This is a genomic window from Dyella sp. KRB-257, from assembly GCF_049445995.1.
Taxonomy (GTDB): Bacteria; Pseudomonadota; Gammaproteobacteria; order Xanthomonadales; family Rhodanobacteraceae; genus Dyella_A.
Window position 1 is genome coordinate 1 of the sequence record NZ_JBMSDZ010000012.1, and the last position, 12,978, is coordinate 12,978.

At 66.3% G+C, this 12,978-nt stretch carries 9 protein-coding genes and 1 riboswitch; of the genes, 2 read left to right on the forward strand and 7 right to left on the reverse strand.

Translation table 11 applies throughout. The features are described from left to right. Positions 1-42: 42 nt before the first annotated feature. Positions 43-1,035 (reverse strand): cation diffusion facilitator family transporter, encoded by a 993-nt coding sequence (locus ACO2Q2_RS10725; RefSeq protein ID WP_423255769.1) that lies wholly within the window; start codon positions 1,033-1,035, stop codon positions 43-45. A 95-nt stretch (positions 1,036-1,130) separates the two neighbouring features. Between ACO2Q2_RS10725 and ACO2Q2_RS10730 the strand changes: the two genes are divergently transcribed. Then, positions 1,131-1,481, forward strand: a complete 351-nt coding sequence (locus tag ACO2Q2_RS10730; protein ID WP_423255770.1) for a DUF3147 family protein — start codon at positions 1,131-1,133, stop codon at positions 1,479-1,481. Positions 1,482-1,613: 132 nt separating this feature from the next. Here ACO2Q2_RS10730 and ACO2Q2_RS10735 read toward each other — a convergent pair whose 3' ends face one another. The 6 genes from ACO2Q2_RS10735 to btuB all read right to left on the reverse strand — a co-directional run bounded on the left by ACO2Q2_RS10735 (position 1,614) and on the right by btuB (position 8,861). After that, positions 1,614-2,135 carry an acyloxyacyl hydrolase gene (locus ACO2Q2_RS10735; RefSeq protein WP_423255771.1) on the reverse strand — a complete coding sequence of 174 codons (522 nt, stop codon included), beginning with the start codon at positions 2,133-2,135 and terminating at the stop codon, positions 1,614-1,616. A 45-nt stretch (positions 2,136-2,180) separates the two neighbouring features. After that, entirely contained in the window at positions 2,181-2,402 is a 222-nt protein-coding gene (locus ACO2Q2_RS10740) for a hypothetical protein (protein ID WP_423255772.1), read from the reverse strand. After that, complete coding sequence (locus ACO2Q2_RS10745) at positions 2,360-2,536, reverse strand: hypothetical protein (RefSeq protein WP_423255773.1); 177 nt, start codon at positions 2,534-2,536, stop codon at positions 2,360-2,362. The genes ACO2Q2_RS10740 and ACO2Q2_RS10745 overlap by 43 nt, the downstream gene beginning before the upstream one ends. Then, complete coding sequence (locus ACO2Q2_RS10750; protein WP_423255774.1) at positions 2,533-3,159, reverse strand: M16 family metallopeptidase; 627 nt, start codon at positions 3,157-3,159, stop codon at positions 2,533-2,535. The genes ACO2Q2_RS10745 and ACO2Q2_RS10750 overlap by 4 nt, the downstream gene beginning before the upstream one ends. Positions 3,160-3,320: 161 nt before the next feature. Next, entirely contained in the window at positions 3,321-6,485 is a 3,165-nt protein-coding gene (locus tag ACO2Q2_RS10755) for an efflux RND transporter permease subunit (protein WP_423255775.1), read from the reverse strand. A gap of 513 nt (positions 6,486-6,998) precedes the next feature. Further along, entirely contained in the window at positions 6,999-8,861 is a 1,863-nt protein-coding gene (gene btuB / locus ACO2Q2_RS10760; protein ID WP_423255776.1) for a TonB-dependent vitamin B12 receptor, read from the reverse strand. Between the two features lie 134 nt (positions 8,862-8,995). Continuing rightward, a riboswitch (cobalamin riboswitch) is annotated at positions 8,996-9,229 on the reverse strand. Between the two features lie 533 nt (positions 9,230-9,762). On the opposite strand from btuB, the gene ACO2Q2_RS10765 reads away from it, so the two are divergent. Next, entirely contained in the window at positions 9,763-12,852 is a 3,090-nt protein-coding gene (locus ACO2Q2_RS10765; RefSeq protein ID WP_423255777.1) for a TonB-dependent receptor, read from the forward strand. Positions 12,853-12,978 lie beyond the last annotated feature (126 nt).

Consider the following 12,978-nt stretch of genomic DNA (forward strand, 5'->3'; position numbering starts at 1 on the left):
TCCTAGTGTTGCGCCCGTCGCGCGGGCACGCGCTGCGGATCGTCAGTGGCGCGACCCGGTGGAGAGTGCGCAGCGATGTGCCCCTCCTTCCGCTTCCGGGCGGGCGCCGGCGTCGGCGTGATCGGTCTGCAGCGTGACGTGGGCGATCGCGAAGCGCTCGGCGAGCATCGCCTGCACCTCGCGGCGGGTGTCGTGGCAGTCCAGCGCGCGGCTCACGAACAGGTGCGCCGACAGTGCCGGCATGCCGGAGGTGACCTCCCACACGTGCAGGTCTTCCACCGCGGTGATGCCGTCGACCGCGCGCATCGCCTGACCGATCGTGGCCGGGTCCAGCCCGCGCGGCGCCGCTTCCAGGAACACGCGACCGGAATCGCGCACCAGCGCATAGCCGGCCTTGAACATCAGCGCGGCCACGACCAGCGCGGCGATCGAGTCGACGCGGTTCCAGCCGGTCCACCACACGATCGCGCCGGCGACGGCGGTGGCGATGAAGGCATACAGGTCGGTGAGGATGTGCTGGAAGCTGCCTTCCACATTGAGGCTCTGCCGGTTGGCCCTGCTCATCACCCACACCGCGGCCAGGTTCACGCCGATGCCGGCCGTGGCCACCACAGTGACCAGCGCGCCGTCGACCCGCGGCGGCGTGATCAGCCGCACCACCGCCTCGATGATGAACCACGCCGACAGCAGCAGCAGCGACAGCCCGTTGATCTGCGCACTGAGGATTTCCGCGCGCTTGAGCCCGAACGTGTAGCTGCCGCCGGCGGGGCGGCGCGCCAGGCTCATCGCCCACAGCGCCAGCGCGATCGCCGCCGCGTCGGTGAGCAGGTGGCCGGCGTCGGAGATCAGTGCCAGCGAGCCGGCGATCAGGCCGACCGCCACCTCCACCACGGTGAAGCCCAGCAGCAGGGCCAGCGCCACGGCGAGATAGCGGCGGTCGGCGTCCTGGGCGATGGCGTGGCCGTGCGCGTGTGCATGCCCACCACGTGCGGCGTGATCATGCGGGCGGTTGCCGTCGTGGTCGTGGGAGGTCACAGGAAGCGTTCGGCGAGGTGGCGAAGACCGCGCGACAATACGATGCCGTCGCCCCGTTATGCCATCACACTCTTACCGAACAAGCGAGTCGCGCCATGCCCTGGATCATCACCAAGTATCTGATCACCGCCGCCGTGGTGGTGGTCGTGTCCGAAGTCGCCAAACGCAGCGACCGCGCCGGCGCGCTGATCGCCTCGCTGCCGCTGGTGACCTTGCTGGCGCTGATCTGGCTGCACGTGGAAAAGCAATCCACCGCGAAGATCGCCAACCACGCCTGGTACACCTTCTGGTACGTGGTGCCCACGCTGCCGATGTTCCTGGCCTTTCCGCGCCTGCTGGCGCGCTTCGGCTTCTGGCCGGCGCTGGCGATCAGCGCGGCGATCACCGTGGCGTGCTTCGCGCTGTTCGCGCTGGCGGTGAAGCCGTTCGGCATCAAGCTGCTCTGAGCTGCTGCGCGCCCCTGTGGGAGCGGCTTCAGCCGTGACGCTTCGGCAGGCGCATGCTGTCGGCGCTGAAAGCCCCTCCCACAGCGTGAAATGCCTCCCACAGGGCGGCAGGCAAAACCGCCAGCTATCACCTCACGGATCGAAGCCCACGCCGACCAGGGCCATGGTCTCGCCGCTGTTGGGGTGGTGCAGGCCGCCGTTGGAGATATGGCGGATGGCAAAGCTCACGTGCTCGAACTGCAGGCCCAGCGTGCTGACGAACTGGTAGTGGCTGGAGAGCGCCTGGGTGGTGTGGTTGGTGCCGGCCAGCTGGAAGCTGAAGAACAGCGGGTGGTACCACGCACTCCTGTCGGTGGTGCGCAGGCGTGCGCCGGCGGCCACCAGCGCCACCGAGGGGCGCGTGGTCTGGCTGTACCGCTTGGTCAGGTCACGGCCGTCGATCCAGCCGGCCGAGAGATCCGGCGACCAGGTGTAGCGGCTGTTGCCGATGGCATGCGGCGCGAACACCGCCTCGACGAAGGCGGTATGGGTGCCGTGCGAATCCATGTAGCTGCGGCCGGCCTGCACTTCCATGTGGGTGGCGGCCTGGGAGAGCGCCGGGGCCAGCAGGGCAAATGCAGCGGCGAGACGACGGGGGGAGGAGATGGCGTGCACGGTCAGGGTTCCTTGTGTATTTTTGTTGTTACTGCACCCAATAGTTTAATAAAGATCCGTGCAGCCGCAATGAATATTCGTGCGTTGTTTTGCACAACAGAGCGTTCCGTCGGCGGCGGCGATCTGCGGCGCCGTCTTGCCGGCGGCGCCTTTCGTCAGCAGGTTGGCGGTAAGGCTGGCCAGGCCGGCCTTGCCGGGCGGATCCATTTCACCGCCGCGGCGGATCAGCAGTTGCGCGGTGACCAGCGGCAGGCCGGCACGACGCACGCTAGCTGAGCGGTGAGCAGCAGGGTCTTCACCATGGTCAGCTCCGCGTCGGGAATCGGCTGGGTGGCGAGCCGTTCGATCTCCGCGCGCAGCCGCTTCTCCGCCTCGTTGGGTGTGTTGTGGAAGTCGATCACGTCCTGCAGCGAGGCGGCGTCCAGGTCTCGATGCTGCCGATGGTCGGGCGCCGGTACGGGTGCACGGTGTACGAGTGCGGGCCGATCGCATTGAACAGCTTGCCGTAGGGGTTGGCCAGCACGCTCTGGCGGTATTCCTCCTGCACCACGGCGCGCTCGGACTTGAAGTTCTTCTCATCCACGTTGAGGTTGGACAGGCGCTCGGCTTCGGCCCACAGCAAAGTGCGCAGGTAGTTCGCCGGCACGACCTCGTAGTAATTGGTGACGTCGTCGCTGGTGGAGGCGTTGTTGGCGCCGCCGACATCCTCGGTGAGCCGGTCCATCTGCTCGGCGCGCATGTGCTTGGTGCTCTTGAACATCAGATGCTCGAACAGGTGCGCAAAGCCCGAGCGCCCGGCCGGATCATCCTTCGAGCCCACGTGGTACGAGACCTGTACCGTCACGGTAGGACTGGCGTGGTCTTCCACGCTGAGCACCTGCAGCCCGTTGGGCAGCGTGCGCTCGCGGTAGTGGATCGGCGGGACGGCCAGCTCGGCCGCGGCGACCGGTGCCGGCACGAACGCGGCGGCCGCCAGCAACGTGAACGAGGCGAGCCGGACGACGGCCCGCAGTGGGTGGTGCATGACGAAACTCCTTCCTGGATGGTCGGGCGACGATAGCAAGACCGCGGTCTGGACAGGCAGGACCTTTGCCATCCTCGCAGGCCCGCGAGAGGCGCTCGCGGCGGGGATCGGGTCGCCCGATGCCGACCCGCCGCGGGAGGGCGCGGGCGCCTGATGAAACCTCAGCCCGCGCTCGCCTGCGGGCGCAGCGTCTTGAGTCGTCGCTTCTCCTCGCGGCGCAGGCGGCGGGCGGCCTTGCGGATCCTGCGGTCGTGGTTGAACAGGTAGATCGCCGGGGTGCTCAGCAGCGTGAGCAGCTGCGACACCAGCAGGCCGCCGACGATGGCGATGCCCAACGGCTGGCGCATCTCCGCGCCGATGCCGAAGCCGATCGCCAGCGGCAGCGCCGCGCCCATCGCCACCAGGGTGGTCATGGTGATCGGGCGGAAGCGCACCAGCGCGGCTTCGCGGATTGCCTCGGGCGGGCTCAGGCCGCGCTCGCGCTCGGCGACGAGGGCGAAGTCGACCATCAGGATGGCGTTCTTCTTGACGATGCCGATCAGCATCAGGATCGCGATGATCGCCATCAGCGACAGCTGCGTCTGCGTCACCAGCATGGCGAGGAACGCGCCGGCGCCGGCCGCCGGCAGGGTGGAGAGAATCGTCAGCGGATGGCCGAGGCTCTCGTAGAGGATGCCCAGCACGATGTACATCGCCACGATCGAGGCCAGCAGCAGGATCATGCCGTTGTTCTGCGCCTGCTGCAGGCGCTGGTTGTTGCCGGTGAATTCCACCCGCACGCCGTCGGGCAGGTTCACCGCATACGCGGCCTGATTCACCAGCGCGATGCCGCGATCCTGGGTGACGTCCTTGGCCAGGTTGTAGCTGATGGTGGCGGCCTGCATCTGGTTGTGGTGGCGGATGCGGGTCGGCGCGATGCTCGGCGCGATCCTCGCCAGCGCCGACAGCTGCACCATCTTGCCTTGGTCGTTGCGCACGTGGAGGTTGAGCAGGGCGCCGGGGCTCAAATCCTCGGCCGAGCCGGAGGTGAGGATGACGCGGTACTGGTTGATGTCGGAGTAGATCACCGACACCTGGTTCTGCCCGAACGCGTTGTACAGCGCCGAATCGATCGTGCCCATGCCCACATGCAGCCGACCGGCGGCCTCGCGGTCCACCATCAGCCGCTGTTCCTTGCCGGTGTGCTCGAACTCGCTGCTGACGTCGCGGAATTCCTTGATGGTGCGCATCTGCCGCACCATCTTCAGCGTCCACGGCTGCAGGTCCTCGCCGCTGGAGCTGATCAGCTGGAACTCGTACTGGCCGCCGTTGCCGCCACTGCCGCCGCCGCCGAGGAACTGCGCCGCGCTCACCGACACCTGCACGTTGGGCAGTGCGTTGTACTGCTTCGACAGCCGCTCGACGACCGTCTTGATGCCTTCCTTGCGCATGCCCGGGCCGTCGCCGCGCGGCTTGAGGTCGACGAACATCTGCGCCGAGTTGCCCACCGCCCCGCCGAAGCCGCCGCCCAGCATGGTCAGCTGGTCGAGCACGGCCGGATCGCGCTTCATGATGTCGCTCACCTCGCGCGCGCGCTGGGTGAGCAGGGCGGGCGAGATGTTGGTGTCCGCGCTGATGAACACCTGCAGCTGGCCGGTGTCCTCGTCGGGCATGAAGGTGCCGCCGGCGGTCTTCACCACGGCAAAGCCGAGCACGCCGGTGAGGATCAGCAGCAGCAGCGGCTGCCAGCGCATCAGCCGGCGGTGATGCATGGCCCAGTCCAGGGCCCGCTGGTAGCGCACGAGGATGGCGCGATCGAAGCGCTCCACCGCCGCCTCGATGCGTCCGGGCGGCTTGGGCGGCACCGGCTCGTGCTTGAGCAGGCGTCCGCACAGCGCCGGAGTGAGCGTGAGCGAGACGATGGCCGAGATCACCACCGCCGCGGTCAGCGTCACCGAGAACTCGCGCAGCAGCATCACCAGCATGTTGTTGCCGAACAGCAGCGGGGCGAACACCGCCACCAGCGACAGCGTGATCGACACTACGGTGAAGCCGATCTCGCGCACGCCCTTGAGCGAGGCCTCCAGCGGCGCGTCGCCGTGCTCCATGTGGCGCACGATGTTCTCGATCACCACGATCGCGTCGTCCACCACGAAGCCGATGCACAGCACCAGCGCCACCAGCGACAGCGTGTTGAGCGTATAACCGAGCGCCCACATCGCCACGAACGCGCCGGCCAGCGACAGCGGCACGCTGAGCATGGCAATCAGGGTGGGGCGCACGCGGCGCAGGAACACCAGCATCACCAGCGCCACCATCGCGATCGAGATCAGCAGCGCGGTCTCCACCTCGTGCAGCGCCGACTTGGTGGTCTGGGTGAGGTCGAACACCGGCGTGATGGCGATGTTCGCCGGCAGCGAGCCGCGCAGCTGCGGCAGCTTGGCGCGGATCGCCTCCACCGTGGCCACCGCGTTGGCTTCCGGGCGCTTGCTGATCTGCAGGCCCACCGCGTCGCTGCCGTTGAACCAGGCGCCCTGGTACTTGTCCTGCTGGCCGCCGTAGACCCTGGCCACGTCGGACAGGCGCACCGCGGTGCCGTTGCGGCTGGCGATCAGCAGCCGGGCGAACTCCTCCGGCTCGTGCAGCGCATCGTTGGCGACCACGGTGTATTGCGTGCGGCCGTTGCTCAGGATGCCCTGCGGCGAGGTGACATTGGCCGCGCGCAGCGCGTTGCTGACGTCGGTGGGAGTGAGGCCCTTGGCGGCCAAGGCGGCCGTGTCCAGCTCGATCCGCACTGCGTGCGGCGTGCCGCCGAACACCTGCACCTGCGCCACGCCGGGAATCTGCGCTACCGCCGGCTTGAGCAGGGTGTCGGCCAGATCGAACAGCTTGTCCTGCGGCAGGCCGCTGGAAGTCAGCGTGATGAACAGGATCGGGATGCTGGCGGTGTCGAACTTGAAATACTGCGGCGGCGCGGGCATGCCGCTGGGCAGGTCCGGCGCGGCGGCATTGATCGCCGACTGCACGTCGCGCGCGGCCTTGTCGGCCGTGCGGTCGAAGGTGAAGCGCACCATCACCGAGGCGGAGCCCTCGCTGGCGTTGCCGTACATCTCGTCCACGCCCGGGATGCGCCCCAGGTGTCGTTCCAGCGGCGCCAGCACGGTGCTGGCCATGGTCTGCGCGCTGGCACCGGGCTGCTGCGCCACCACGTAGACGCCCGGGAACTCCAGCGACGGCAGCGCCGCCACGCCGAGCAGCAGATAGGCGCAGATGCCGGCCAGCACCAGCCCCGCGGCGAGCAGGGAGGTGCCGACCGGACGGCGGATCATCGGGGCGAAGATGTTCATGGGGCGTCCCTACCAAGGATGGGGCGCGCGGCCGGGGCTGCGCCGGGGTGGCTAGCGTAGCGTGCCACCGGCGCGCGGTTCGTGGGCCAGAAGATGGGCGGGGGCATGCCGCACCCTATGCTCCTGCCCGGTGCAGCGGGATGTGCCTTAAGTCCGGCCCTGCCGAAAGACCCTACCGGCGGGAGAGGGACTCAAGTTCCGGTAGCCCGCAACCGTTCGCGCTGAGCGCAGGCGCACCGCGCCGAAGTCGAAGCGCTTGCCTCAAGGCCACACGGCCGAGTCCCTCTCCCTCCGGGAGAGGGTGCCGACAGGCGGGTGAGGGTTCGGGCGGAGCGAGCGCGTATCGGCACCCCCGCACCCTCTCCCCAACCCCTCTCCCGGTGGGAGAGGGGCTAAAAGCCCGCCACCCACCGCGTTCGCGCTGAGCGCAGGCGCGTAGGCACACCATCCCCACACCGTTCGCGCTGAATGCAGGCGCGCCGCGCCGAAGTCGAAGCGCCCAACGGGGCGCGCTCAGCCGCCGGGCGCGTAACGCAGCGTCAGATACCAACTGCGGCCGGGCTGGTTGAAGTAGTAGATCGTCTCGTAGCGGCGATCGAACGCGTTGGCCAGCCGCCCCTCCAGCGCCCAGCCCGGCGCGAAGGCATAGCTGGCGCGCAGGTCGACGGTGGCGTAACCGCCCAGTCGGTGGGTGTTGGCCACGTCGTCGTAGCGCGCGCCGGCCACGTTCCAGGTGGCGCCTACGCCGACCTCGCCGAAGCGGCGGTCCAGATCGATCCGCGCGGTGCGCTCCGGCCGTCGCGGCAGCCAGTGGCCGTCGTTCGCGCCGCCGTCGTCGTTGCGCGGCTGCAGCCAGGTCAGGTAGCCCTGCCAGCGCCAGCCGGCCAGCGTGGCGCCCAGCTGGCCCTCGATGCCACGGATGCGCGCGCGGCTGATGTTCAGCGGGTAGTAATTGCTGTCCAGCGCGATCAGCTGGCTGATCCGGGTCTGATAGGCGTTCAGTGCCCAGTTCCAGCCCTCACCCTGCTGCGCCACGCCCAGCTCGGCGCTGCGCGAGGTTTCCGGCTTGAGGTTCGGGTTGCCGCTGCCGTAGGGGTAGTACAGGTCGTTGAAGGTCGGCGCGTGGAAGGCGCTGCCGTAGCTCGCCGACAGGCGCAGGCCGTGATCGAGCCGGTAGCCCCAGGCCAGCGCGCCGGTATCGTGGTTGCCGAACTGGCCGTTGTGGTCGTGGCGGGCCGAGGCCTGGAGCTCGTTGCGGCCGAACGTGCCCTGATACTGGGCGAACACGCCGGTGTCCTGGCGCCGGCTGGCCAGATAGCCGATATCGCTGGACAGGTGCTCGAGCTGGTAATCCGCGCCCAGCGTCAGCAGCTGGTTGTCGGCCAGGGTCAGGTCGTTCTGCCACGAGGCCTGGTTGCGGCGCGAGTCCGAATAGCGCACGTAGCTGCCATCGTTGTAGGTGGTGGCCTTGTCCAGGCTCTGTCCGGCGCCCACGGTCACCTGCCAGAACGCCAGCGGCCGGAACGTGAGCCGCGCACCGACCACCTGCTGCTGGTTCAGCGCCTGGTTGCCGTAGGGTGCGCCGTCGAAATAGACGAAATTGCGGCTGCGCAGCCAGGTGGCGGCCAGCTCGGTGCCGCCGTCCCAGCGGTAGCCGGCATTGGCCAGCGCGTTGTAGTTGCGGTAGCCGTCGCTGTCCGGCTCATTGGCGAAGCAGCCGGCGAACACGGTGCCGGCGCCGACGCGGCAGGCGTTGATGCCGTGGGTGTACTCGCCGCCCAGGCTGAGGTTGTACCAGGCGTGTCGGTCGCCGCCGGACAGGCCGACCTGGCTGCCGACGGTATGCCGGCTGCCGCTGGTCACGCTCAGCGACGGGGCGAGCTGGCCATCGGCCTGGCCGTGGCGGGTGAAGATCTGGATCACGCCGCCGATCGCGTCGGCGCCGTACAGGCTGGAGCGCGGCCCGCGCACGACCTCGATCCGCTCGATCTGCTCCACCGGAATCTGCTCGAACGCCGCCAGCCCCGCGCTCACGCTGCCCACCCGCACGCCATCGACCAGCAGCAGGGTGTGCGAGGAATTGGTGCCGCGCAGGAACAGCGAGGTCTGCTCGCCCATGCCGCCGGATTGCGCGAAAGTGACGCCGGGCAGGCCGGTCAGCAGGTCCATCAGCGAGGTCGGCTGCAGTCGCTCGATGTCCGCCCGGGTGATCACGCTCACCGACGACAGGGCGTCGTCCACGGTGATCGCGGTGCGCGTGGCGGTGACGATCACCGGCTCCATCGGCGGACTGGCGGCCTGCCGTGCCTGCGCCGTCTGTGCAGCTGTTGCAAGGATCGCGACCGCCACGGCGGTCGCCACGAGATTCCTGTTCATCGTCTGATTTCCTTCGCCGTGCACCCGCGCGCGGCTCAACAAGGGATGAGCTGGCAGGACATCGTGGGGAAAGCACGGCGACAGACGCACGACAAGGGCGCGATCCGTACCGCAGCCTCGCCCACCGCGAGCCGCCAGGACAGTCGAATCGGGCCGGTCTCCGGGCTTGCGAGCGACACGCGGCGAACCGCGCATACCGGACCACGCCTTCCCATGCCTAGGCACAGTGGCTCGTGTGGCCCGGCGATTCACTCGCCTACCGTTGCGGGGGCAGCGCCGGACTGGTTGCGCGCGAACGCGCGACGCACCGGCTTCCCGTTTCATCCCATACACCGTATGTATGGGACACCCGAAACAAAGATCACTATATCCGGCGATCGGTGCAGGTTCAAACAATGTTTGTTTCCAAATCATGCAAAGAGACGCCTGTGTGCCCAAATTGATGTTTTCTAGGAAATAAACTCGGCGCTTGGCGATGAGGCCATGGCCTATGGATGCAGCACACACCAGCGGAATGAGGCAGTTACGAGGCGTCGCGGCCAGCGACGCGCCCGCTTGGGCAGATGTGTCGAACGCGGCGATCGTCACTGTGGCGACCCGATCAGGACATGCCTGGGTGACAGCAAGCGCATCGCGCCGCTTCGAAGATTCGTGCGATATGCTAAAAAAAAGTTGACTGCCTGTTAGATCTGACGCTAGCGTTTGGCAGTGTCGCCTCGGATGTGGCCCGGCGACGTCGCGTTTGCGGCTGTCGGGAGCTCAAGTAGGACTTGATGGTAGTTGGCGATTTTTGGGGCGTGGGAGATGTCCTGTTGCAGAATCGGTTGACCGGAGTTGGATTTCTTGGGTCGCCTTGATTTAGTTTTTTTGAGCCCGTAAGGGTTCGCTTGGGGAGAGAGTTATGAGCAAGAGTCGTTTCACGCGCGGGGTTCAGCCGCGTCGCAATGCGCTGGTGACAGCGCTGGCCGTTGGGCTGGCGGGCGTCGCCGGCGTCGCCAGCGCGCAGAGCACCACCGGCACCATCTTCGGTCAGGCCGTGCCGGGCGAGACCGTTACCGTCACGTCTGCCGCGACTGGTGTGTCGCGTGATGTTCAAGTGGACAGCAGCGGTCGTTACAGCGTCGCCAACCTCCCTGTCGGCACCTACTCGGTGAGCCTGAAGAAGGACGGCAGCGTCGTCAGCACGCGCGACAACGTGACGATCTCGCCGGGCGGTGGTAGCGCTGTTAATTTCACGGTTGACACCACCAATCTGTCGGCTGTGACTGTAACCGGCAACGCCCTGCCTTCCATTGACGTCAGCAGCGTCAACTCCAGTACCGTGATCACGGCTGCCGACCTCCAGAGGCTGCCGGTGACCCGCAGCGCTGAAGCCATCGCGCTGCTCGCTCCGGGCACCGTGCAGGGCAGTAACTACTTCGCCAACGCCGTCTCGTTCGGCGGTTCGAGCGTGTCCGAAAACGCCTACTACGTGAACGGCTTCAACACCGGCGAACCCTACCGCAACATCGGTGGCTTCCAGCTGCCGTATGGCGCGATCGAGCAGCAGGAAACCCTCACCGGTGGCTACAGCGCCAAGTACGGTCGTTCCGACGGTGGCGTGATCAACCAGATCGGCAAGCGCGGCACCAACGAGTGGCATTTCGGCGGTCAGGTGATCTGGGAGCCCAAGTTCCTGGGAGGCACTCCGAAGAACAATGTCTATGGCAACCCGGCCGTTCCCAACCCGATCGCCAACCCGAACAGCATCGATGGGCTGACGCATTACCAACTGGAAGATCCAAGCAAGCCGGGTACGCTGTACCAGTACCGCAACGACAACAAGCAGTGGGAAACCGTCTATTCGGCGTACGTCGGTGGTCCGCTGATCGAGGACAAGCTGTTCCTGTTCTTGGCCGGCGAGCAGACCAAGGCCCATTCCACCAACGTCCAGAACGTCGACCTGGGCCACGTGCAGTACAACGAGGATAAGAGCTCGAAGTTCTACGGCAAGTTGGACTGGAACATCACCGACAACAACGTCTTCGAGCTGACGATGTTGAAGAACAAGCAGTACGCGAACGGGTTCGCGCCGGGTCAGACTTACAACTTCGACTACGACACGCTGCAGACTGGTTCCTTCCTTGCTCCCAACGACACCCGGAAGGACGACGCCGATTTCTACATCGGTCACTTCACCAGCTATCTGACCGACGACGCCACGCTGAGCATCCTGTACGGCAAGGCGAGCTTCAATACGCCGACGCAGTACAGTAACCAGTGCCCGTACCCGTTCATCTCGCAGGCATACAACCAGAACCCGGCCTATACCGGCGGCACGCCGATCAGGAATTGCCAGACGAACACCAGCTGGTACTCGGATTCGGCCAAGCTCTCGACGCACGGCCTGCGCGTCGACTTCGACTACCGCCTGGGTGATCATGGCCTGTCGGTCGGTATCGACAACATGAACTACGGTGCCAAGAACCAGGGTCCGACCCAGCAGAACCCGTTCAACCCGAGCGTCAACTACTACTGGCGCTACTACCCGACCTACGTTCAGCAGCGCGAGGTCGGCTGGCAGACCAACATGACCACCTCGCAGAAGGCGTGGTACGTGCAAGACGCCTGGCAGGTCACCTCGAACCTGCTGCTGAACATCGGTATCCGCAACGATCACTTCACCAACTACAACGACGTCGGCAAGGCGTTCGTCGACCTGAAGAATCAGTGGGAGCCGCGCATCGGTGCGAGCTGGGATGTGTACGGCGATTCCACGTTCAAGGTCTACGGCAACGCCGGTCGCTACTACCTCGCGCTGCCGCAGAACGCCGCCGAGCGCGCTGCGAACCGTTCCACGTACGTGCTCAATTACTACACCTATACCGGGATCGACCAGTACGGTCAGCCGACCGGCCTGCAAAAGTTCAACGGTCCGATTTCACCCGATGGTGAGTTCGGTCTGCCGAAGGATCCGCAGCAGGTCACCGCGCGCAACCTGAAGCCGGAGTACCTGGACGAGTTCATCGTGGGCTTCGACAAGCAGCTCAACGAGAAGTGGACCTATGGCGCCAAGGCGATGTGGCGTGATCTGAAGGTCGCCATCGACGATGAGTGCTCGCCGTATCTGATCGCGGCCAAGATGAGCAAGCTGGGTCTGAACCCGGATGACTATTCCGACTCCATTTACGGTCCGGCTTACTGCCGCCTGTTCAATCCCGGTCGCACCAATAACTTCCTGGTCACCGCCAATGCCGGCAGCGGTCAAGCTGATCAGATCGTGTCGATGACCAACGCGGATTGGGGCTTCACCCAGGGTGTGAAGCGCAAGGTCGGTTCGGTGAACCTGTACCTGGAGCATCCGTTCGACGGCAAGTGGCAGGCACGCATCGATTACACCTGGTCCCGCGGTTTTGGTAACACCGAAGGCCAGGTGCGTTCGGACTTCGGCCAGGGTGACGTCTCCAAGACCGAAGACTGGGACAACTACGCGCTGATGGACGGCCAGTACGGTGATCTGCAGAACGTGCACAAGCACCAGATCCGCATCCGTGGTGCCTACCAGATCACCCCGGAGTGGCTGGTGTCCGGTACCCTGCTGGCGCAGTCCGGTCAGCCGAAGTCGTGCCTGGGTTACTACGGCCCGTACGGCGTGGATGATCCGGCCGGTTACAATGGCGGCGGTAGCGGCAACTACCACTGGTGCGCCGGCAAGCGCGTGCCGCCGGGCACGGTCGGTACGACGCCGTGGACCAAGCCTCTCAACCTGGGTATCCACTACACCCCGGACTTCGCCGACCACAAACTGGGCTTCCACCTGGACATCTTCAACGTGTTCAACGAGCAGAAGCCCGTCCAGACGGATCCGACGTTCGCCAATGCTTACAATGGCGGTACGGATGCCAATGGCAACCCGGCACCGGACACGATCTACATCAACAACAGCTATCATCAGGCGCTGTTCTATGAGACCCCGCGCACGGTGCGACTGTCGGTGACCTACGACTACTGATAAGCGTCGTCGATAGACACCAGAAAACCACCGGCCGAGAGGCCGGTGGTTTTTTTTCCGTTGATCAGGCCGGGCAGCCTTGCCACGGCAGCAGCCGGGCGTAAGACGCCGCGCAGGCCTCCCGAT